The organism is Vibrio sp. 1F279 (assembly GCF_041439815.1).
Classification (GTDB): domain Bacteria; phylum Pseudomonadota; class Gammaproteobacteria; order Enterobacterales; family Vibrionaceae; genus Vibrio; species Vibrio tasmaniensis_A.
Genome location: NZ_JBGOOU010000019.1, coordinates 39020 through 61055, shown reverse-complemented (window position 1 = coordinate 61055; position 22036 = coordinate 39020). Strand labels below are relative to the sequence as shown.

The following is a 22036-nucleotide window of genomic DNA, read 5'->3' as shown; positions in this document are numbered from 1 at the left end:
GATCTGTCTAGTTGTTCGTTTTAGATGAAATGTAGTTAGCTAGGTTTTCAACCGATGCAAAATGCTGGCGAGTGTTTGAATCGTCGGCATCGATAACAATGTTGTACTTTTTCTTGATAGCAAGGCCGAGCTCAAGGGCATCGATAGAATCTAATCCAAGTCCATCACCAAACAGTGGTGCTTCCGTTTCAATTTCATCAATGCTCATATCTTCAAGATTCAGTGCGTCGATAATCAGTTGTTTTAGTTCGTTGTGTAATGTTTCCACTTAGGCCTACTTAGTACTTTATCTAAATGCTACTTCAAGGGGGGCGATTCTACATTATGTGATGTATTTTCGAAACGCTGATATCACCAGTTGTTTTATTGATGAGCTAAATATTTTCTTCGGAAGGAAAAATAGTCTGTGCAAGGTGTTGATTGAGGCGCCTTGCTGCCGAAGTTAAGTTATTTGAATTCTCAATAAAGGGTGCGACGTCTATTTTACCTTTCACTGCGATATGAAAAAAGGGTTTAGTGGCAGGAACTTGATACCATTTTTTCTCTTTTGTTAAGAATGTCGGAGAAACTGTAATATGAATCACGCGTAAGTCGGTTTGTGTTCGAGTGGCAATTTGTGCCGCACCACGTTGTAAGGATGGTTCAATTCCTGGCGTTGTGCGAGTTCCTTCAGGGAAAACTAACAATACATTTCCACGCGAAAAGCGTTCTTCACAGCGTTCTAAAAGATCGTCAGGGGTTTGGTTGGGTATGTATCCCGCTGCTTTGACAATCCTCTTCATAAACGGGTTTTCCCATATTGCCGCTTTAACAAGACAATCACATTGAGGAAGTTGAGAGGCGATCAGTACATAGTCAATCAAGCTAGGGTGATTGGCGACAATGATGCAGTTGCGATCTTCGCGGAGCAGTTCGGCGCCATCAATTCGGTAATCAATCGCGCCTGTAAACTTCATTATTTGGCAGAATGCATTGAATGAGAAACGGATTAATCGCTGTGCTTTGAGCTCTCTTTCTATGACGTTGCGAGTCGTTAGGGCGATCGAAGGTAAGATTAAGAAGCTTAAGACTAAGCCTCCCAAACCAAAGATGGTAAAGCAGAGCCCCGTCGCGAATACTCGCCAACATTGGCCTACTTTGCTCATTTCTGTGCACCTGTTTGCGCGTTATTGACCCAGGACCAGTTTTGGTGCTTACCAGCAATAGTCCAATGCTGTGTTCCCAATAGGATATGTTGTAGCGTTTGTAGGCCTTGCGGTAAATCAGCTGCTGAGTTGTCTCTAACTTTGGGGGTGCTAGCGATTGGTTTACTTGTTACTGCTCTCGACACCGAGTAGTCACTGCCTGCTGTGAGTACTAAACCTAGAGCGTAGTCAGCATAGTGCTGATTTTCATATTCTCGATATACATCAGGCAGAGGTTGGTCGAAGTCAATGACGAGTACACGATGTGACGGATACTGATGTAGGTAAAGATAAGCTTCAATCAGGGCGTTGTGAAAGGTATCTTGCCCAGCAGCGATAGAGGTCAGTGGAATCGGCGCTTTTGCAGCAATCGTTGTTAGACCTGCAGCGGTGTTGTGTACCGATTGGGAAAACGCCATTGGAGAGGCGTAGTCACCTTCTAATATTGATTGAATTAAAGTGGCTGTTCGGTGGAGCTCACCATGTCGACTGGCAAAAACCAGATAATCAATCGAGGTATCTTTTAATAGGGTTAATGCGGTTTGGACGGCCAGTTTGCTTTGCAGGCTCATTCGGCGACGCATCATAGGAGGGATGGCTTTAAATTCGGTTGAGCCATTTTGTGGCCAATCTAAATGAGTGCTCCACGTTTGCCACTCGGCAACGGAATAGAGGCCTGGCGAATTTGCTGACCATTTTTCAATATTAAACGACATTAATTGGGATTGATTTGACATAGAGTATTGATTTACTTTGGGTCTAACTAATACTATGCATGCTTATAAATAAACACGGGTAAGGAGTTTAAATGAAATTACTAAAAATAGCCGTTTCAATGTTATTTATACTCGTTCTTGCAGGCTGTGGACGTGTCCAACCTGTAATGAATGTTGAGGATACTCCAGTTGCTTTGAATCTTCAAAGTAAACAGGTGAAATCAGCGATTTATGAGTCTGCTGAGAACCGAGGTTGGTTGGTTTCAGAAATTAAGCCAGGCCTAATCCGTGCTGAACTGTATGTCCGTTCACATCATGCTGTGGTTGATATTCCATATAATGATAAGTTTTACTCTATTCTTTACGTCGAATCAGAGAATTTGAAGTACGACGATGGTGAAATACACCGTAATTACAACCGTTGGGTTAATAACTTGAACGTTGATATTAAACGCAAGCTTGCACAAATGGCTGCTATGTAGCTCTCTATTATTTTAAAGTTAGGTTTTTCGTGTCGGAATATAAATTAGATCCATTTAACGCATTAGAAGCAAAAACAGAAGCGCAAAAATTGTCTTTTGCTCCTATTGTTTTTCATACAGCTCGTACACTTCGTGATTTAGGTATTTTGAAAGCGTTAGATGACGCGGGCAATGATGGTTTACCCGCTGAAACTATTTCTCAAGCAACGGGTGTATCCGAATACGGTGTCAAAGTTCTGCTTGATATGGCGTTGAGTGCTCACATCGTTACTTGGGATAAGCCTCATTATAAAATGGCTAACCTAGGTTTTTATCTATTGCATGATGGCATGACCAACGCAAATATGGATTTCACGGCTGATGTTTGTTATGCCGCGATGATGCATTTAACCGAAGCAATAGAAGAAGGTACACCTGCAGGCCTGAAAGAGCTGGGTGATTGGGAAACGATTTATCAAGGTTTGTCTCAATTACCAGAAAAAGCAAAAGAGAGCTGGTTTAAGTTTGATCATTTCTACTCAGATCGTTCGTTCCCTGTGTTGCTTGAGAAAGTTTTCAGTAAGAAGCCTAAATCGCTGGTGGATATTGGCGGTAATACAGGTAAGTGGGCAATGCAATGTTGTAACTACGACTCTGATGTCGAGGTGACGATTGTCGATTTGCCGCAGCAATTAGAAATGGCAATGGCAAACGCAACACAGCACGGTCATCAAGATCGAGTGACTCCATTCCCCGCTAACATGCTTGATAAACAGCAAGCGCTGCCGACAGGTACGGATGTATGGTGGATGAGTCAGTTCCTTGATTGTTTCTCGCCAATGGAAATTCTTAGCATATTAAAGCGTGTTCGCTCTCATATGTCAGAAGACGCGACTGTTTATATCCTTGAACTGTTTTGGGATGCACAGAAATACGATGCGGCTTCTTATAGCTTAAATGCGACGTCTCTCTACTTCACTTGCTTGGCCAACGGCAACAGCCGCTTTTACCGCAGTGAAGATTTCCTAGAGATAGTGGAAGAGGCTGGCTTTGATGTGGTGACTCGTACCGACGATATCGGTCTTGGGCATACGCTTCTGGAGCTGAAAGCTAGCGCGAAATAATCATGGTAAACATGGCTTAAATTAATGAAAAAACTGTCAACTCAAGTAGTGATCATCGGAGCTGGCCCATCAGGGTCTATTGCGGCGTCTTTGCTTCATAAAAAAGGCATCGATGTTCGAGTGATTGAAAAAAGCCTTTTCCCCCGTTTTTCTATTGGTGAAAGCCTGTTACCAGCGTGCATGGAAGTGATCGAACAAGCGGGCATGAGCGAAGCTGTGGCTAATGCTAACTTCCAATTTAAAGATGGCGCGGCTTTTCGTAAAAATGGCGTTTATACGGCGTTTAATTTTGAAGATAAGTTCTCTTCTGGGCCGGGAACGACGTTTCAGGTTCAACGAGGTACTTTTGATAAGGTAATGGCAGACTGTGCTGAAGCGCAGGGTGTTACCATTGATTACCAACATGAACTGATAGGCATTAACTTCGCTGAAGACCGTACTGTACTAGATGTACAAATACAGGGTGGAGAGCGTTATCAGCTAGAGGCTCAATACGTCCTTGATGGTAGTGGTTTTGGTCGAGTGTTACCCAAGATGCTCGATTTAGAAGAGCCATCACGACTTCCTCCGCGCAAAGCTATCTTCACACATATTAATGATCATATCTCAGCAACGGATACTGATCTTGAATACGATCGCAGTAAAATTTTGGTCTCGGTACATCCAACCAATCCTGATGTTTGGTATTGGTTGATTCCCTTCAGTAACGGAGTCTCTTCATTCGGTGTGGTAGGGGAACCTAAATTCTTTGAATCATACCCAGAAGACAAGATTTCGGCGATTAAGCAGCTGGCAACAGAAGAGTCGGGCTTGGCCGAGATTTTGGCAAATGCGGAGTATCCAAATCCCGCAGGCGAAATTGGTGGCTATTCTGTCAACGTTAAACATCTTGCAACCGATAAGTATGCATTACTGGGTAATGCGGGGGAATTTCTTGACCCTGTATTTTCATCGGGAGTGACTATAGCGATGAAGTCGGCTCAGTTTGTGGTTGAGTGTGTGGAAAAACAACTCAATGGCGAGAAAGTCGACTGGGATCGTGAATACGCTGAACCATTGATGATTGGGGTAAATACTTTCAGAACGTATGTTGAAGGGTGGTACTCGGGGGCTCTTCAGGATGTGATTTTCTATCAAGAACCAAACCAGAAGATAAAGCAAATGGTATGTTCGATTTTGGCGGGCTACGCATGGGATCAAAGCAACCCCTATGTAAACGAGTCAAAACGTCGATTGAAGACGCTGGCAGAGATATGCCGAAGCTAGATGGTCTATTTAGTATGTAATACCAATCGTAGTAAATAACTGGTCATCCTAGCTGGTTAAAACGCTCAATAACTACGTTAGAAATTTTGATTGTAGAATAACTACTTATCGAAAATTTCTGCCTTGTTCTTAAGCCTTTTTCCTGCGCTATTTATGATCACTTACTTACTGTGATTGGTATAACAGCATGCTAAATGGTCACTATGGTTAGCCATAAATCAAAACAGCCGCAATGCGCGGCTGTTTTTGTATTTGATTATCAGCCTCTCAGAGCGAATACCAACTCCAGTACGTCAGAATCCAAAGTTTCTAACGAAGTTATCGAGGTTGATACTACTTCAGATCAATGCTGTTCAATCGTCCCATAAAGATAAGCAGCTCAATCACATCTTTGTGAGCTTCAAGAAGTGCTCGTTTGGTTTGGCTGTAGGCTGCGAGTCTCCCGTGTTTTCGTATAGAGCATACTTTTGTTCTGTATTTGTAATCACCATTCTCAGAGAAAACACGCCATTTCGCTATGTAGCACTCGTCGCGATGTTCAGGGTCACTCTGCGTTGGATTAGGCTTAAATACAATTTTAGGCTCTAAACTATGAGGCAGACGTGTCATGAGATAGGGCTCTTTGAGGACCTTTGGCCAAAACTTGCCCCAAAGCTGTCTACCTAGCTCATCTCTTAATTTGATGGTTTTCTTGAGTGCTTTGTCTTCCCCCATACGAACAAAACCGACAGAACGATGTAACACCGTATCTTCAGGAGTATGGATGTGGATTTTAAAAGCGGTTTGGCCTTTCGATATAAATCGATAACCGGTCGCACCAATTAGATTATTCTGGCTCATAGCTTGCTAAATGATGATTATGTTATTAATAAGGTTACGACAAATACGTTAAAACCGAAACTAATCATCATGAAAAAAATAAAGCCTTAACAAAAGTGCTAAGGCTTTATTAGAAACTATGAAGTGAGCTTGTCGCTAACTACATGATTTTCTGCATTACATCACCAATTTGAATACTTCCCGCAAGGCTTGGTTGATCAATGGTGAGTTCAGCTTCGTTTTCATAAACGCGAGAAACCGTCAGGGTGATATCGCTTTGAGAGACCTTATTGCGTGGCAAGCCTCTTTGGTCGATAAATGAACCTGTGTGCCAAAGCTGAAGTTTGTCACCTTGTTCTACACCGTGTATTCGGCCTAAATCAATGGTCACCATATTCCCAAACACAGCAGCAACTTCAGGAAGCGTGATTTTACAAGATACTTCCGATTCTAAATCCAACATAATATTACGACTGACACGAAGCATCATGCTGCCATAGGTTGATGCCCAGAAACGAGCACTGCGGGTGTCGATTTCGCTGGTCTTCGCAAATGGCCATTTTGCAACTTCACGATAGCTTCGGTTGTAAACCTGATGACCTGTTTTACCATCGAATACCTGCATTTCTAATGCAAATTGGCGATTGATAATGTCGTCTTTCAAAAGCTTCGATTCGATGGTTGCGGTTAAGTCGGTGATGTCACCACCTATGATGTACTGTGCCCCCGTATCTTGTGCGATCATTTTGATCACTTCCGGTCGACGCTTGTCTATGTCGTAATTTGTTGTACCAACAGAGACAAAACTGCGAGATTCTTGCGCCAGTTGTCGGTTAACAACATGGCCAAAATCATCACCAATGTTATAGATTCGACCCATCACAGCTTGTTGTGGAGAGGTCACATCAATATTACCGACCAAAAACGTCTTCTTATATTGGCTGTCATGGCAAGCACTTGCCGAAGGGTAGATGTCTACCCTTGCGGTGATCATGATATTGCCACCGCGTTTCTTCTCTTTTTCTACCAAGATGTAGCGTACTTCATGATTGGTAAATTGAAATTCTTTCTTTTTTGCATCTAAGTAGGGGGTGAGGTTTGCAATACTGCCGATGTCAGCGCCTGAGAACTGTATGGCTTTGTAGACGGCATCCTCTAAGGCGTGAACCCTTGCCGCATCCTCTGACGATACTATGGCCGCAGTACCGGTAACTTCATACCAAGAGGCATGAGTGCTGAAGCTGATGGTTGTCAGTAAACTTATTGGAAATAAGTAATAAATTATTTTTTTCATCTATTCGTTACCAGTTGGGTATAAATATTGCTTAACAAATATTTATAAGCTTAAAGCTGACTCAAGTGCGTTTTTCATAATCTGAACCATTAATGAAAAGCAAAGATTGTTCCAACATTGTAATCCATTGAAAAGAGTCATGGCGAGAACATATTGGAACAGCAAGCACTAAATATATCTGGAGATAAGAGAATGAAAAAATGGCTCGTAGTAATGAGTGTCATGTTAATGACATCATGCGCTTATTCGCCAATCTATAACGGTAAATCTGAGTATTCAGGCAGTCCGTTTATGTTGATGGACAGCCCGCGTCATACCATGGATTTTTTCGTGGAAAGCATGACCGAAGATTTGATCTTGTCGAATACGAGTATTTCAGCCAGAACACCCATTGCCATTACCTCGTTTGTCGATCTGCAACACATGGACACAACCAGTTGGTTAGGAAACTCGGTATCAGAAGGTTTCATTCATCAGTTTCAGCGTCGAGGTTTTAAAGTGGTTGATTTTAAAACCACCGGCTCTATCCAAGTGACCCACCAGGGGGATTTTGCTATTAGCCGCGATTGGAAAGACTTAGCCCAAGAGCAAGACGTCCAGTATGTTTTGACTGGAACTATGCTTCGTCAAGAAGGCGGTGTTCTAGTGAATGCTCGTGTGGTCGGAATGCAAACTCGCATCGTTGTTGCCTCCGCACAAGGCTTTTTACCTGCAGACCGTATTGGTCGTGACTTAGATACCCTGAACAGTATTCGAACTCAAGATGGGGTTATTATTCGTTCTGATCCAACGATCAGTCAGCCTCATACTGTTATTCTTCGCCCTTAGGAGTTCGTGATGAAGAAATTAATATTTGTTGTTGCCGCTTTATTGCTTGTCGGCTGTCAACCATTACAAAGCATGAGACCTAATGACTTTTTGGTTGCGGTTGGCTACTCGAGTGTCAGCGAGCAGAAAGGTCGTAATGACGAAGAGAAACGTATCCGAGCAATGAGAGCTTCTAAAATTGATGCGTATCGTGAACTTGCCGAACAAGTGTATGGTATGCGCGTGAGTGGTCGGGCTGAGCTTGAGGATCAGCGTCTTGGTGCTGAAAGAACTTCAGGTGCAGTTGATGGTGTTATCCGTGGGGCTGAAGTGGTGCGCAGTTACCCTGTTGGCGACAGCTATGTGACTGAACTACGGTTAGATATCCGAAAAATGGAACAACTGCGTAATTATGGCGAAGTTCAACCAGTGCCTGAGAAGAGACAACAAACGTTGTTCTAGTTTAAGGATCGTCTAGTTATAGGTTTCTCCTGTTATATTGGCTGCTATTCGCTTTCCAGATGGCGTAACGGCAACCAGTAACGGCTATGAATAAGAAAGCGGCAAGTATTAAAGTACTTGCCGCTTTTTTGTTTATTGGCTTGGGGAGTACATTCACTGGCTTAATAGGCGTTTTGATAGGTGTAACGAGAAGGGTAGGCTGAGATACAGATACAGATACAGATACAGATACAGATATGAGAGGGCGGTGGTTTACCTAACTAAGCTTTAACGTTGGTTCCTAGCGTAGAAATTGTATGCGTTTGGCCTCCGGCATTGTAGGTCATGCCAATTTTGCCGTGACTTTGCTGCATCATATTGCTGAGTTTTTTGAAGCTAAGGTGTGCTCGATTCAAGGCTTCGCCATTTACTAGGTTCGCTTGATGGCAGTCGTGCACTATGGACTTGATGGTTGCGACTAACTGAGCAAGTTCAGGGTTCTCGGTTAGTTCAGATATATTAGTATGGGCAGCGATTCGTTGATCGGTTGATCTTAGTTGTTCAACAAGAACCACTTTCTCTTTGGCTATTCGCTCAATATCGCTCGATTGTCGGCTTGTAATAGCGATTTTCTCTGAACTCAATAATTCAGATAAGGCTTTGGCATTTTGAAGTTGGAAATTAACTAAATCTGCTAGTGCCGCCATAATGTAACCTACTAATAACCTCGTGTACTTTAAGATAATAACTTTATTTAAAAGCTAATGTTTGCTTAAAGACCTTTTAATTCGTTTTCAAATTTCATCATGTTGTCGGCCAACTTTTCTGGATCAACAGTGTATGAGCCATTTGCGATCGCTTCTTTTATTGCCGCGACTTTCACTGAATCGAAACTTGGTTGTGCTGCCATCTCTTGATGGAGTTGACCAATCGCCTTGCCTTGTTGGCTTAGTGAAACCGCATCTTTGCTTGCGGGTGATTTAGATGACACATCAGCTCTTGATGCCTCAGACTTAGAATCAGAGCGCACTGCTGAGCGGTTAGTGCTCGCTAGGGTTTGCCCTGAACGAATATTATCAATACCTGCCATAGTTAAGCCTTTTTCTTCAAAATGGGAACCTGTACAGTCAATATCGACCATGGGTGAGAATACTTTAGCAATTTTTAGCTCAATAGTCGAAAACGAACCAAACACCTCAACCGTTATAATTGGATGTTAGAGTTGAGAATAAAAGCGCTAACGATACCGACACTTTAAAGTGAAGTGTTAAAAGTAAACCGTGACTTCAGACATGCTGGTAACAATACCTTCGATTATACGCTGTGATTTGTCATTTTTCACCCTAACTTGATCACCCATTGAGCCATCGGTAAGTGCAGTACCTTTGGTGGTAATGGTCATGCCACCTTTTACTGCCTGTATGATAACCTTCTCATTTCGGCATACGACACAAATATCGCCTCTTTCGACAACATCACCGGGTCTTAGGTTCTTTTTTACCTTAGCACCGATGACTTGTTGTGGAGTGGTAAAGCCTTGGCGACGAAATTTGTTGAGAGAGATCATCGCAGTTGTGACGTCGTATTGACCGACAATTTCGCCTCTCGCCAGTGAACGAGTCGTTGTGACAAGTGGTACTGACATTGAAAGGCGCACTGGCACGTAAACACGCCATTCATCAGGAACACAACGAACTAAAACAGTAATGCTGCTGCGAGTGTTGGTTGTTGTAGAGGCACTTGTCTCAAGGGGGATAGGACAATTTGTTGCTTTGATTCTAGAGTCTACATTAGCGGAATTAACAAAAAGTTCACCGCCTCGCGGTTGCTCCACCGAGTCAAGGATGTGTTGCTCAGCCGCTGATTGGATCATGTCAATTTGTTCCGGCGTTGCCGCGTGTGTAAAAAAACTAAACAATATTGTTAGAATGCCGATAAACTTAGCGACAGTTTTAAAAATAGTTCTACACATAGCTATGGAAAAAAGATATATGTTTGCTTTATGATATGTCATTTTATTTCTCTAGTGGTTCGTAGCCTGCAGTAGACTAACACTTTCTATCCAAAAAGTTTGATATGGAGATGAGCTCATGACGGGTATTCTTGATTCAGTGAATCAGCGTACGCAACTCGTCGGTCAAAACCGATTAGAATTACTAACCTTTCGCCTAATGGGGCGTCAGCGTTACGGTATTAATGTATTTAAAGTGAAAGAGGTTTTACAATGCCCTCGTCTGACTTTAATGCCAAATTTACATCATCTCGTAAAAGGTGTGGCTCATATTCGTGGTCAGACAGTTTCTGTCATTGATTTGAGCCTAGCGGTAGGCGGACGTCCTACATCTGATATCGATAAGTGCTTTGTGGTGATTGCTGAATTTAACCGTACTATCCAAGCATTCCTCGTAAGCTCTGTAGATAGAATTGTTAATATGCACTGGGAAGCTATTCTTCCACCACCAGATGGTTCAGGTAAAGATAATTACCTAACAGCGGTAACCAACATCGATAATGAATTGGTTGAAATTCTGGATGTTGAAAAGATTCTTGCTGAGATCTCACCTGTTGATGAAACCATGGATAGCAGAATCGCAGAGGAAATTGCAGAAGTTGAACAAGAGAAAGAATTGGTTCGCCGAATCTTGATTGCTGATGACTCGACGGTTGCTCGTAAGCAGGTTCAACGTGCTATAGAATCTATTGGTTTTGAGGTCATTGCTGTCAAAGATGGTAAAGAAGCCTATGAGACTCTGATGAAAATGGCATCGGAAGGCAGTATTTACGATCAAATTTCATTGGTGATTTCAGATATTGAAATGCCTGAAATGGATGGATACACGCTGACTGCTGAGATTCGTCGTCACGCAGAACTAAAAGATTTATACGTAATTTTGCACTCATCATTGAGTGGTGTATTTAACCAAGCCATGGTTGAGCGTGTAGGGGCTAACTCCTTCATCGCGAAATTCAATCCTGATGAGCTTGGTGGCGCGGTTAAAGCTGCGTTAACTAACTAAAAGAGACATTAATGACTGCTATAACAATAAGTGATCAAGAGTATCGCGATTTCAGCCGTTTCTTAGAATCTCAATGTGGCATTGTATTAGGTGACAGTAAGCAGTATTTAGTGCGCAGTCGTTTAAGCCCATTAGTAACGAAGTTTAATGTTGCTTCATTGTCTGATTTGCTAAGAGATGTAGTGACAGGTCGAAACCGTGAGTTGAGAGTGGCGGCAGTGGATGCTATGACGACTAACGAGACACTTTGGTTCCGAGATACTTATCCGTTTGCTGTACTAGCGGATAAACTTCTACCGGAAATAGCGGCAAATAAACGTCCTATCAAGATTTGGTCTGCGGCAAGCTCTTCAGGTCAAGAACCATACTCAATGGCTATGACGATACTTGAGACCCAAGCACGTAAGCCGGGTATGTTGCCAAATGTATCGATTACCGCTACTGATATTTCAGCAAGTATGTTAGATATGTGCCGCACTGGCGCTTATGACAACCTTGCCTTGGGCCGAGGACTTTCTCCTGAGCGCCGTCGCACTTTCTTTGAAGATGCTGGCGATGGTCGTATGAAAGTGAAAGACAACGTTAAGCGAATGGTAAACTTCCGTCCTCAGAACTTGATGGAGAGCTATGCACTGTTAGGCAAATTCGACATTATCTTTTGTCGTAACGTGTTGATTTATTTCTCTCCGGATATGAAGTCAAAAGTACTTAACCAGATGGCAAATAGCCTGAATCCTGGTGGTTACCTGTTATTGGGAGCGTCTGAATCGTTAACCGGCTTAACAGATCGTTTTGAAATGGTTCGCTGTAATCCAGGCATCATCTACAAATTAAAGTAATTAGTGTCACCACTTTAAGGTGCAATATTACTGTCCAAATTTAAAACCCAGCCAAGTGCTGGGTTTTCTTTTTCTCATTTAATCTATATCTTTAAGTCAGAGTGACATTCAATTTTACTCTATTTGTTGGCTTGTATATTGCAAGTTTACCCACGAGTAACCTGTAAAAGTAATGGTCGGCCACTTTATTTTTAAAGTTGGTATATATATTGCTTGGGTTATTTCATAACAGTCAGTTCTTGAGTTGAGGTTTACATGGCTATTTCTTTTGACAATGCTTTAGGCATTCACCAGCACACAGTTGGTGTACGTGAGCGTAACGCTGAGGTGCTTTCCACCAATATCGCGCAAGCTAACACGCCTGGGTATAAAGCAAAGGGATTAGACTTTAATAAATCACTGCAGGCGGCAAGTTCTGGGGCAAGCATTGGTCTTAGCCGAACAGACGGTCGGCATATTTCTGCCTCAACAACGGTGAATGGGGAAACGAAGTATCGAATTCCTACGCAACCTGATACTGGAGATGGCAATACGGTTGATTTGGATTTGGAACGAAATCTTTTCATGCAAAACCAAATTAGGCATCAAGCCTCTCTCGACTTCTTAGGAAGTAAGTTCAAGAATTTAACTAAAGCGATAAAAGGGGAATAACTAGATGAGCTTATTTAATGTATTCAATGTGACTGGTTCTGCGATGAGTGCTGAATCTGTTCGTCTAAATACTACCTCAAGTAACCTTGCTAACGCAGACAGTGTAAGTAGCTCTGCTAAAGACACTTACAAGGCTCGTCACGCAGTGTTTGGCGCTGAGCTAAATCAGGCACGTAATAGTGGTCACACTGTGCCAGTAAAAGTATTAGGTATCGTAGAAAGCGATAAACCGCTGAATGCGGAGTACAACCCAGATCACCCGTTAGCGAACAACGAAGGCTACATCTATAAGCCTAACGTGAACGTTATGGAAGAAATGGCAAACATGATTTCAGCATCACGTGCGTATCAAACAAACGTACAGGTTGCTGACTCGAGTAAACAAATGCTGCTGCGTACGCTGCAGATGGGTCAATAAGGATAAGGAGGTAGCAAATGGCTGGAATCAACAATGTTGGTCAAAGCGGCTTGTCCTATGTTGACCAGCTGAAGAGTCTTCAAGATGGTGCTAAGAAGCCCGATGAAACGACAGGTAAGCAAGATCTTAAACAAGATGACTTCTTATCGTTGTTGACTAAGCAACTTGCACAACAAGACCCTTTTAAGCCGGTTAGCAATGACCAGATGATTGCGCAAATGGCTTCATTTGCGACCGTAGATGGCATTGGAAAAATGAATACACAGTTTGAAAGCTTGAATTCATCAATGACTTCTAACCAAGCACTGCAGGCATCTTCTTTGGTTGGCCGCGATGTATTGGTTCCTGGAGCGGCAGGTGTGAAACAAGGTGATGGCGGTATGGCGTCAATGGTTAAGCTTCCTCAGGCAATGGACAATGTAATGGTCCGTGTTGAGAATGAAGTTGGCCAATTGGTTCGCACTTTTGATATCGGCTCAAAACCATCTGGTGACACGCGTGTTGAGTGGGACGGAAAAGACGAAGACGGTAATCCATTGCCGGCCGGTAAATACAACGTGAAAGCGTCGGGTTTATTGGAAGGTGAGAACACAGAGTTCCAAGTGTCGAGTTATGCGAACGTGAACAGTGTGCTTCTTGGTAAAGGCGATGGCAACGTACTACTCAATCTGGCTGGTTTTACATCGCCAGTACGACTTGCTGAAGTACTAGAAGTTGGTAAAGCGTAGCTCTTTTTAGAGTGATTATGCTAGCTAGATTAGGAGAATATTGGAATGTCATATGTATCTTTAAGCGGTCTATCCGCTGCACAGTTAGACCTGAATACAACCAGTAACAACATTGCGAACGCAAACACATTTGGCTTTAAAGAGTCTCGTGCGGAGTTCGGGGATGTTTACTCAAGCTCGTTGTTCACTAACGCAAAAACGACGCCAGGAGGCGGTGCGCAAGCTAGCCAAGTGGCACAACAGTTCCATGAAGGTTCAAGTATCTATACGAATAACCCAATGGACTTGCGTGTAAGTGGTACAGGTTTCTTTGCAGTATCGAAAGACCGTATGGTGCCAGAGATCAATGAACTAACGCGTAATGGTGCATTTCACCTAAACAAAGACAACTACATGGTTACGGCCAATGATGAGTTTCTTTTAGGTTATGATGTCGATCCAAACTCGGGTGAAGTTCTTTCTTATGCACCAAAGCCTCTCGACATTCCAGCTGAGTTTGGTAAGCCTAAACAGACAGAAAACATTGAAGTAGGGGTTAACCTTCCTGCGAACGGTGATCTTAAAGACCCGGCAACATTTGACTTCAAAGATCCAGATACCTATAACCGTGCAACGTCTTCGACGGTCTACGATTCTATGGGACAGTCTTACAAGTTAACGACTTACTACCTAAAAGATCAGACTCAACCGAATACTTGGCAAACCTACTACACCATGTCAGATGAAACGGGTGAGAAGCCGGTAAATATTACTGGTGGCGACGCGACGAATTCAGCAGGCCATGTTGGTCACACCATGAAATTCAACAATGACGGTACCTTAGCAAGCCTTAACAGTGGTCAGCCAATTACTTCTGACCCAATCGGCGCTGGCGAGAATCCTATTGATTTGAACGGTGCTGATCCGACACAGGTACTTAACTTTGGTCTGGATTCTTCAACTCAGTTTGCTGCTCCATTCGAACTGTCTAGGTTTGACGAAGATGGTGCGACAACTGGTTTCTTAACGAAAATCGATTTCGATGAGTACGGCAGCGTTCTAGGCAGTTACTCAAACGGTGAAAATGTGATTCTAGGCCGTGTAGGTTTAGTTCGTGTACCTAATGAGCATGGTCTAGATAAGAAAGGCGGCACTCAATGGGATTCTACTAACGCTTCAGGTGATAAAATCTGGGGTGAATCAAATAAAGGTTCATTTGGTAGTATCAACAATGGCTCACTAGAGCAGTCGAATATCGATATGACTCAAGAATTGGTTGATTTGATTTCTGCTCAACGTAACTTCCAAGCGAACTCTCGTTCTCTAGAAGTACACAACCAACTACAACAGAATATTCTTCAGATTCGTTAATCGTTTCGAGCGTTTGAATCATCTGCGAATACCCAATTCAATGTTATTGAATTGGGTATTGTTGGTGAATTATGTATGGCTGTTTGCTTTTCTATTTGCCGCCCCTATTGCCGCCCGGTAATGCCTCTGGCAACAATTCTTCCTCAATGATCCTTTACGATCAGCCTTTTTTGTTGTTTTTTCATTTAAGTTTTTGATAAATAACAGTTAAAAATATTGGCATAGTGTTTGCTTTGTTAGTTCCAGAAAATGATTTTTGGAGCAAAATTATGGATCGCGCACTGTTTCTTGCCATGAGTGGCGCTAAGCAAAATATGCAGGCTTTGCAGCTGCGTTCAAACAACCTTGCCAACGTAAGTACAACGGGTTTCCGTGCTGATTTAGCACAGGCACGTTCAATGCAAGCGTATGGTGAAGGCATGCCTACTCGTGTTTTCAGCATGACAGAGCGTCCGGGTCATAATTTTGCTCAGGGTAGTGTGGTTACTACTGGCCGAGATCTAGACGTCACCATTCAAGGTGATGGTTGGATTTCAGTAATGGACAATACTGGCCGTGAAGGTTTAACCCGTAACGGTAACCTGAGGGTTGACCAAAACGGTTTACTTACCAACGCAAGTGGCCATTTAGTGCTTGGTGAAAACGACGCACCAATCACGCTCCCAATCCCAATAAGTAAAGTAGAAATTGGTACTGATGGTACGATTTCGGTGATTCCTCAAGGCGCTCCAGCTGAAGAATTAGCCGTAGTTGATCGTATTAAGCTTGTGCGTCCAGATAACCAAAGCTTGTTTAAAGATACGAATGGCCTATTCCGTTCGAAAAACCCAGATCAGGCATACGAAGCAGATGCAGCGGTAACGTTGCTTAAAGGTGCTATCGAAGGCAGTAACGTAAATGCCGTAGGTGAAATGACCAGCTTAATTGACTTACAACGTCAGTTTGAAATGCAGGTCAAGATGATGAGCACAGCAGAGGAAATGGACAAGTCGTCTGATTCACTGCTTCGTATGAGCTAATAGAATTTTAAGGAAATTACTATGCATCCAGCATTATGGGTAAGTAAAACCGGTTTAGACGCCCAACAAACCAATATTTCAACAATTTCAAACAACCTTGCCAACGCCTCAACCATTGGTTTTAAAAAGAGCCGCGCGGTGTTTGAAGATCTGTTCTATCAGAATATTAACCAACCAGGTGGCCAATCGTCTCAGAATACTGAGTTGCCAAGTGGTTTGATGTTGGGTGCTGGTTCTAAGGTAGTTGCAACCCAAAAGGTGCACACTCACGGTAACGCACAAACAACGTCGAATAGCCTAGATATGATGATTGAAGGCGACGGTTTCTTCCAAGTTGAGATGCCAGACGGTGAAACAGGTTACAGCCGTAATGGTCAGTTCACATTGAACGGTGACGGCGCGATCGTAACATCGGGTCAAGGTTATGCCCTACAACCCGAAATCGTTATTCCTGAAGACGCGATCTCGGTAACGGTTGGGAACGATGGTGAGGTGTCGGTTCGTCTACGTGGTCAGCAAGACAACGTCGTGGTTGGTCAAATCACTATTACTGATTTCGTAAACCCAGGTGGTTTAGAGCCCATTGGCCAAAACCTTTACTTGCCTACAGGTGCAAGTGGTGACCCGCAAGAGGGTGTTCCGGGGTTGAATGGCTTAGGTAATGTTCGTCAGTCTATGCTTGAAGCATCCAATGTAAACGTAACTGAAGAGTTGGTTAACATGATTGAAGCTCAACGTGTATACGAAATGAACTCAAAAGTTATCTCGGCGGTAGATAAGATGATGAGCTTCGTTAACCAACAACTGTAGCTAGTTAATTCGCTGTTTACTTATTTCTTTTGATCGTTCTGTTTACCATTGCCCGCTGAGAGTATGTCGCCATGAAACGTATTGTTTGTTTAGCCCTATTTTTGTCTATGACTGGCTGCGCCCCATTGGCTCCAATTGAAACTCCGGCGCAAGAGAACGCAACCACAGTGGTTGATGCCGTAGAAGGCGACAAGTCGGCCCAGGAAAGCTCTGGTATTATCGACACACTTCGAGATAGAACGGACCCTATTGCTGGTGATCCTGCATGGGCGCCAATTAACCCGAAGAAAAAACAAGAGCATTATGCGGCAGCAACAGGCTCACTGTTCAATGCTAACCACATTGGTAGCATGTATGACGACTCAAAACCTCGCGGTATTGGTGACATTATTACAGTTGCGTTAGATGAGAATACGCGAGCGACTAAAAAAGCTAATGCAGATATGTCTAAATCGAACGATGCATCGATGGAACCGTTAGCTGTAGGCGGTGAAAACCTAGAACTTGGTAAATACAACTTTTCTTACGATCTGAGTAACACCAACACCTTTGCTGGAGATGCATCAGCTAACCAAAGTAACAGCATTAGCGGTTACATTACCGTTGAAGTTATTGAAGTATTAGCTAATGGCAACCTAGTGGTTCGCGGTGAAAAGTGGATGACGTTGAATACGGGTGATGAGTACATTCGCTTAAGTGGCACCATCCGCCCTGACGATATCGACTTTGAGAATACCATTGCTTCGAACCGTGTTTCGAATGCACGAATTCAGTACTCAGGTACGGGTGTGCAGAAAGATATGCAAGAACCTGGGTTCTTGGCACGATTCTTTAATGTATCTTTGTAGAGCTTGAGACTGTGTCGACATACTGGCACTTTAAGAATTATCTAATTTCAAGCTAACTCATTATAAATTAAAGCAATACAGACAGGTTACTCAATGAAAAAACTGACACTCGTACTCTTCGGCATGCTATTTCTTGCCACCAGTGCTCATGCCGCGCGTATAAAAGACGTGGCAAAAGTAGCGGGTGTTCGTAGTAACCAACTTGTCGGTTATGGTTTGGTCACAGGTTTGCCGGGCACCGGTGAGACAACTCCCTTTACCGATCAAACGTTTAACGCAATGCTGCAAAATTTTGGCATTCAATTGCCGCCTGGCACCAAGCCAAAAACCAAAAACGTTGCGGCGGTAATCGTTACCGCTGAACTTCCGGCATTCTCTAAGCAAGGTCAGGAAGTAGACGTAACGGTGTCGTCTATTGGTTCAGCAAAAAGCCTTCGTGGTGGTACTTTGCTGCAGACTTTTCTTAAAGGTCTAGACGGTCAAGTGTACGCTGTGGCACAAGGTAATTTGGTTGTGAGTGGTTTTAGTGCTCAAGGCAACGATGGTTCTAAGCTCGTTGGTAACAACCCAAACGTCGGTATCATCTCTAGCGGTGCGACGGTAGAGCAAGAAATCCCAACCCCATTTGGTCGTGGTGACTACATCACTTTCAACTTAATCCAATCTGATTTTACTACGGCTCAGCGTTTAGCTGATGCGGTTAATAATTTCCTAGGCCCTCAAATGGCGTCTGCGGTAGATGCGACTTCTGTAAAAGTTCGTGCGCCACGTGAAATCAGCCAACGTGTGGCTTTTTTGTCTGCCATCGAAAACATCGAATTTGACCCTGCAGAGGGCTCTGCAAAAATCATTGTTAACTCTCGTACCGGTACTATTGTTGTTGGTAAGCATGTGCGCTTAAAAGCAGCAGCAGTAACACACGGCGGCATGACAGTCGCAATCAAAGAAAATCTAAACGTGAGTCAACCTAACGCATTCTCTGGTGGTCAAACGGTAGTCGTTCCTGATTCGGACATCGAAGTAACCGAAGCCGATGGTAAAATGTTCAAGTTCGAACCCGGTTTAACGCTTGATGATTTGGTACGCGCTGTCAATGAAGTCGGCGCCGCACCTTCTGATTTAATGGCAATCCTTCAAGCACTGAAACAAGCGGGTGCAATTGAAGGTCAGTTGATCATTATTTAAGGGGTAAAGCATGATTAAAAATAACAATGACATCGGCTTTATCCACGATATTGGTAGCCTAGACCGTCTTCGTCAACAAGCGGTAAGCGGTGAAGAAGGCAGTGAAAAAGAAGCGCTAACCGCTGCAGCAAAACAGTTTGAATCTATTTTTACCTCGATGTTGTTTAAGTCGATGCGCGATGCGAACTCGAGCTTTAAGTCAGATATGTTGAACAGCCAGAATGAACAGTTTTATCGTCAGATGCAAGATGACCAGATGGCGAGTGAACTCAGTGCATCTGGTTCGCTCGGTCTTGCGGACATGATCGTAGCTCAGTTAAGTGCTGGCCAAGCAAATGATGCAACTGAAGATAAGGTTCGCAATGAAGGCTTTGATACTTCACTGCAAAGACCGCAGTACTCTGGTCGTTCACAAGATAGATCACCTGAAGTTCAATCTGCGCAAGCTATGTCAGCAACAGACGTGTCAGTAGCCAAACAACCCGTTTCCTTCGATTCTCCAGAATCGTTTGTTGCCTCAATGAAGCCTTACGCTGAAAAAGCAGCGAGTGCGCTCGGTGTCGATTCATCACTGCTATTGGCACAAGCGGCACTTGAAACAGGTTGGGGTTCTAAGATGATTAAGAACTCTTTGGGCAACAGCAACAACCTATTCAATATCAAAGCCGATAGAAGTTGGAAGGGCGATAAGGTTGCTACTCAAACTCTAGAGTTCCATGGTAAAACAGCCGTTAAAGAGTCTGCTTCTTTCCGTTCTTACTCTAATTTCGAAGATAGCTTTAATGATTACGTGAAGTTCTTGAACGAAAACCCAAGATACGAAACGGCATTGCAGCATCAAGGTAACTCTGAGAATTTCATCAAAGGCATTCACCAGGCGGGTTACGCAACCGACCCTAACTATGCCGACAAGGTTTTACGAGTTAAAGCTAAGATTGATGAGATGAAATAGCGTTATTGAATGCACTCGAGAGCTTGCCACCGGCAGGCTCTTTTCTTATCCACTCCTTCAGTCTTACGCGCCATCCATAGTTTTCTCCTTACACTTCAATGAATTATTGCCTTTTAACTCTCCGTTATTTCTATTGGCACATATATTGCTAGATATCTTAATAATAAGCTGTAGTAGTTAATCAGTTCATGCTGATTTTGTTAAGTTTTTTGGGGGCATTATGGCGTCGGATCTTCTGAATGTAGGAGCACAAAGTGTTCTTACTGCTCAGAGACAGCTAAACACCACAGGTCATAACATTTCTAACGCCAACACAGAAGGCTATAGCCGCCAGTCTGTGGTTCAAGGTGTGAATGACCCGCGCCAGTACGGTGGTCAAACCTACGGTATGGGTGTGCATGTGGAAAATGTTCGCCGCTCGTGGGACCAATTTGCCGTCAAGGAACTTAACTTATCTACAACCAATGCCGCTAACAAAGCGGATACCGAAGCTAACCTGGATATGCTGTCAAGCATGTTGTCATCGGTTGTTTCGAAGAAAATCCCAGAGAACCTCAATGAGTGGTTTGATTCTGTTAAGACGCTCGCTGATACCCCGAATGATGTGGGTACACGAAAAGTCGTCATAGAAAAAGCTGGGTTATTAAGTAAAACGTTAAATGAATTTCATGAAACCGTTCGTCAACAGTCTGATTCTGCGAATAAGAAACTAGACATGGGTATCGAGAGAGTTAACCAAATTGCATACGAGATCCGTGATCTTCAGCGACTAATGGTACGAACTCCCGGACCTCATAATGATCTACAAGATCAGCACGAACAGCTAGTTAATGAGCTTTCTGGTTACACTAAAGTGACGGTGACACCACGAGCTAATAATGAAGGGTTTAATGTCCATATCGGTAATGGTCATACCTTAGTTTCTGGTACAGAAGCGAGCCAGCTGAAAATGATCGATGGCGTACCAGATGCACATCAGCGTCGTCTTGCTATCGTAGAAGGAAAGTCATTAAAGGCGATTACTAACCGCGATATTGATGGACAAATCGGCGCGATGTTAGACATGCGTGATGAACATATTCCTGCAGTTATGGATGAGCTTGGTCGTTTGGCGACCGCGTTTTCATACGAGGTCAATGCGCTGCAATCGCAAGGTTTGGATCTCAATGGCAATGTAGGTAAAAACCTGTTTACCGATGTGAACTCTGAGTTAGTGGCTAAGTCTCGTGTTACTGCTCACGGACAGTCAAAAGCGGATGTCGCGGTTTATATTGATGATACTTCTGCTCTGAAAGGCGGCGAGTATGGTCTGAAATACGATGGCAGCGATTATGTGGTGATTAAGCCAGATGGTGAAACGGTAAAAATTAGCACCAATTCAACCGGCAATGCCTTTTATTTAGATGGCATGCGAGTGGAAGTTCGCAATCCACCTGAACTGGGTGAGAAGCTATTACTACGCCCAACCCGCAACTTTGCCGCGCAGATTCAGATGGAAACCAAAGACCCTAAAGATATTGCGGCACAAAGCTATGAGGCATCAACTACCTTTGCCAAAGGCACTGCAGGTTTCAAAATTTTGGCGGCAGGTCAATTACGAGAGTTCGAAGTGATCGTGTCACCAAAGGGCGAACAGTTTGCGGTTACCGATCCTAAGGGCAACATACTTATGCAGCCTCAACCGTATCCACCACAAGGCCCTGTGACAATTAATGGCACAACGTTTGAACTTACACCGGGCGCGGTGGCAAACGATAAATTTACGGCAAACCTTGTCCCATCAGAAGGTGACAATGGCAATTTGCGTAAATTGCAAGATCTCCAAACAGGCAAAGTCTTGGATGATGGTGAGTCTACTATTTTAGATCTTTACCACAACTTGAATACCAATACGGGCTTGAAATCTTCAACGGCAAATCGCTTGAGTGATATTGCTAGGCTAGAAAAAGAGTCAGCTCAAGAACGTATTGCTTCAGTCTCTGGGGTGAACCTAGATGAAGAAGCGGCAAATATGATGAAATTTCAGCAAGCGTACATGGCTTCTTCACGCATCATGCAAGCCGCAAATGATACGTTTAATACTATTTTGGCTTTGAGGTAGGAGAGA

General features: G+C 43.4%; 25 protein-coding genes. 17 read left to right on the top strand and 8 right to left on the bottom strand.

Translation table 11 applies throughout. From position 1 onward, the window contains the following. Window positions 1–7 precede the first annotated feature (7 nt). The 3 genes from ACED60_RS14815 to ACED60_RS14805 form a co-directional block, all read right to left on the bottom strand. The gene (locus tag ACED60_RS14815; RefSeq protein WP_009848590.1) at window positions 8–268 is read right to left on the bottom strand and encodes a phosphopantetheine-binding protein; all 261 of its coding nucleotides are present in this window, start codon (window positions 266–268) and stop codon (window positions 8–10) included. Between the two features lie 106 nt (window positions 269–374). After that, window positions 375–1145 carry a 1-acyl-sn-glycerol-3-phosphate acyltransferase gene (locus ACED60_RS14810; RefSeq protein WP_009848589.1) on the bottom strand — a complete coding sequence of 257 codons (771 nt, stop codon included), beginning with the start codon at window positions 1143–1145 and terminating at the stop codon, window positions 375–377. Then, window positions 1142–1921: a beta-ketoacyl synthase chain length factor gene (locus tag ACED60_RS14805; protein ID WP_371727871.1), complete on the bottom strand. Its 780-nt coding sequence runs from the start codon at window positions 1919–1921 to the stop codon at window positions 1142–1144. Before ACED60_RS14805 ends, ACED60_RS14810 begins: the two co-directional genes overlap by 4 nt. Window positions 1922–1992: 71 nt before the next feature. Here ACED60_RS14805 and ACED60_RS14800 point away from each other — a divergent pair, with 71 nt between their 5' ends. From ACED60_RS14800 to ACED60_RS14790, 3 genes are read left to right on the top strand one after another with little or no spacing between them, the layout of a single operon-like run. Further along, window positions 1993–2382, top strand: a complete 390-nt coding sequence (locus ACED60_RS14800) for a hypothetical protein (protein WP_017103990.1) — start codon at window positions 1993–1995, stop codon at window positions 2380–2382. Between the two features lie 29 nt (window positions 2383–2411). Continuing rightward, window positions 2412–3485, top strand: a complete 1074-nt coding sequence (locus ACED60_RS14795; RefSeq protein WP_009848586.1) for a methyltransferase — start codon at window positions 2412–2414, stop codon at window positions 3483–3485. A gap of 24 nt (window positions 3486–3509) precedes the next feature. Continuing rightward, window positions 3510–4751: an NAD(P)/FAD-dependent oxidoreductase gene (locus ACED60_RS14790; protein ID WP_371727870.1), complete on the top strand. Its 1242-nt coding sequence runs from the start codon at window positions 3510–3512 to the stop codon at window positions 4749–4751. Between the two features lie 333 nt (window positions 4752–5084). On the opposite strand, the gene ACED60_RS14785 is transcribed toward ACED60_RS14790, so the two are convergent. Together ACED60_RS14785 and ACED60_RS14780 are read right to left on the bottom strand one after the other, a co-directional pair. Further along, on the bottom strand, window positions 5085–5591 hold the full coding sequence (locus ACED60_RS14785) for a Fe3+-citrate ABC transporter substrate-binding protein (protein WP_371727869.1): 507 nt from the start codon (window positions 5589–5591) through the stop codon (window positions 5085–5087). Window positions 5592–5730: 139 nt separating this feature from the next. Beyond that, window positions 5731–6864, bottom strand: a complete 1134-nt coding sequence (locus ACED60_RS14780; RefSeq protein ID WP_371727868.1) for a flagellar assembly protein FlgT — start codon at window positions 6862–6864, stop codon at window positions 5731–5733. Between the two features lie 192 nt (window positions 6865–7056). Here ACED60_RS14780 and ACED60_RS14775 point away from each other — a divergent pair, with 192 nt between their 5' ends. Both ACED60_RS14775 and flgP read left to right on the top strand, forming a co-directional pair. Continuing rightward, entirely contained in the window at window positions 7057–7692 is a 636-nt protein-coding gene (locus ACED60_RS14775; protein WP_012603422.1) for a FlgO family outer membrane protein, read from the top strand. 9 nt (window positions 7693–7701) lie between these two features. Further along, the gene (gene flgP, locus ACED60_RS14770) at window positions 7702–8133 is read left to right on the top strand and encodes a flagellar assembly lipoprotein FlgP (protein ID WP_009848581.1); all 432 of its coding nucleotides are present in this window, start codon (window positions 7702–7704) and stop codon (window positions 8131–8133) included. A 260-nt stretch (window positions 8134–8393) separates the two neighbouring features. Here the strand turns inward: flgP and ACED60_RS14765 are convergent, their stop codons facing one another. The 3 genes from ACED60_RS14765 to flgA form a co-directional block, all read right to left on the bottom strand. Next, on the bottom strand, window positions 8394–8819 hold the full coding sequence (locus tag ACED60_RS14765; protein WP_009848580.1) for a flagella synthesis protein FlgN: 426 nt from the start codon (window positions 8817–8819) through the stop codon (window positions 8394–8396). A gap of 65 nt (window positions 8820–8884) precedes the next feature. Then, a complete protein-coding gene (gene flgM, locus ACED60_RS14760; RefSeq protein WP_029225445.1) occupies window positions 8885–9202 on the bottom strand; it encodes a flagellar biosynthesis anti-sigma factor FlgM in 318 nt (105 codons plus the stop codon). Between the two features lie 177 nt (window positions 9203–9379). Then, complete coding sequence (gene flgA / locus ACED60_RS14755; protein ID WP_012603426.1) at window positions 9380–10126, bottom strand: flagellar basal body P-ring formation chaperone FlgA; 747 nt, start codon at window positions 10124–10126, stop codon at window positions 9380–9382. Between the two features lie 76 nt (window positions 10127–10202). On the opposite strand from flgA, the gene ACED60_RS14750 reads away from it, so the two are divergent. From ACED60_RS14750 to flgK, 12 genes are all read left to right on the top strand, one after another. After that, window positions 10203–11129, top strand: coding sequence for a chemotaxis protein CheV (locus tag ACED60_RS14750; RefSeq protein ID WP_009848577.1), 927 nt, complete (start codon window positions 10203–10205; stop codon window positions 11127–11129). 11 nt (window positions 11130–11140) lie between these two features. Next, window positions 11141–11968: a protein-glutamate O-methyltransferase gene (locus tag ACED60_RS14745; protein ID WP_009848576.1), complete on the top strand. Its 828-nt coding sequence runs from the start codon at window positions 11141–11143 to the stop codon at window positions 11966–11968. Window positions 11969–12223: 255 nt separating this feature from the next. Further along, a complete protein-coding gene (flgB, locus tag ACED60_RS14740; RefSeq protein WP_009848575.1) occupies window positions 12224–12619 on the top strand; it encodes a flagellar basal body rod protein FlgB in 396 nt (131 codons plus the stop codon). A 4-nt stretch (window positions 12620–12623) separates the two neighbouring features. Beyond that, window positions 12624–13037 carry a flagellar basal body rod protein FlgC gene (flgC, locus tag ACED60_RS14735; protein ID WP_009848574.1) on the top strand — a complete coding sequence of 138 codons (414 nt, stop codon included), beginning with the start codon at window positions 12624–12626 and terminating at the stop codon, window positions 13035–13037. Between the two features lie 17 nt (window positions 13038–13054). Continuing rightward, a complete protein-coding gene (gene flgD / locus ACED60_RS14730; protein WP_009848573.1) occupies window positions 13055–13765 on the top strand; it encodes a flagellar hook assembly protein FlgD in 711 nt (236 codons plus the stop codon). Window positions 13766–13810: 45 nt separating this feature from the next. Then, on the top strand, window positions 13811–15115 hold the full coding sequence (gene flgE, locus ACED60_RS14725; protein ID WP_135382695.1) for a flagellar hook protein FlgE: 1305 nt from the start codon (window positions 13811–13813) through the stop codon (window positions 15113–15115). A gap of 269 nt (window positions 15116–15384) precedes the next feature. Next, window positions 15385–16134 carry a flagellar basal-body rod protein FlgF gene (gene flgF, locus ACED60_RS14720; RefSeq protein WP_009848571.1) on the top strand — a complete coding sequence of 250 codons (750 nt, stop codon included), beginning with the start codon at window positions 15385–15387 and terminating at the stop codon, window positions 16132–16134. 21 nt (window positions 16135–16155) lie between these two features. Continuing rightward, window positions 16156–16944, top strand: a complete 789-nt coding sequence (gene flgG, locus ACED60_RS14715; RefSeq protein WP_009848570.1) for a flagellar basal-body rod protein FlgG — start codon at window positions 16156–16158, stop codon at window positions 16942–16944. A gap of 71 nt (window positions 16945–17015) precedes the next feature. Continuing rightward, window positions 17016–17792: a flagellar basal body L-ring protein FlgH gene (flgH, locus tag ACED60_RS14710; RefSeq protein WP_009848569.1), complete on the top strand. Its 777-nt coding sequence runs from the start codon at window positions 17016–17018 to the stop codon at window positions 17790–17792. Between the two features lie 93 nt (window positions 17793–17885). Continuing rightward, window positions 17886–18977, top strand: coding sequence for a flagellar basal body P-ring protein FlgI (locus ACED60_RS14705; RefSeq protein ID WP_017056857.1), 1092 nt, complete (start codon window positions 17886–17888; stop codon window positions 18975–18977). Window positions 18978–18987: 10 nt separating this feature from the next. Then, window positions 18988–19929 (top strand): flagellar assembly peptidoglycan hydrolase FlgJ, encoded by a 942-nt coding sequence (flgJ, locus tag ACED60_RS14700; RefSeq protein WP_371727867.1) that lies wholly within the window; start codon window positions 18988–18990, stop codon window positions 19927–19929. Between the two features lie 220 nt (window positions 19930–20149). Beyond that, entirely contained in the window at window positions 20150–22030 is a 1881-nt protein-coding gene (gene flgK, locus ACED60_RS14695; RefSeq protein ID WP_371727866.1) for a flagellar hook-associated protein FlgK, read from the top strand. Window positions 22031–22036: the final 6 nt, after the last annotated feature.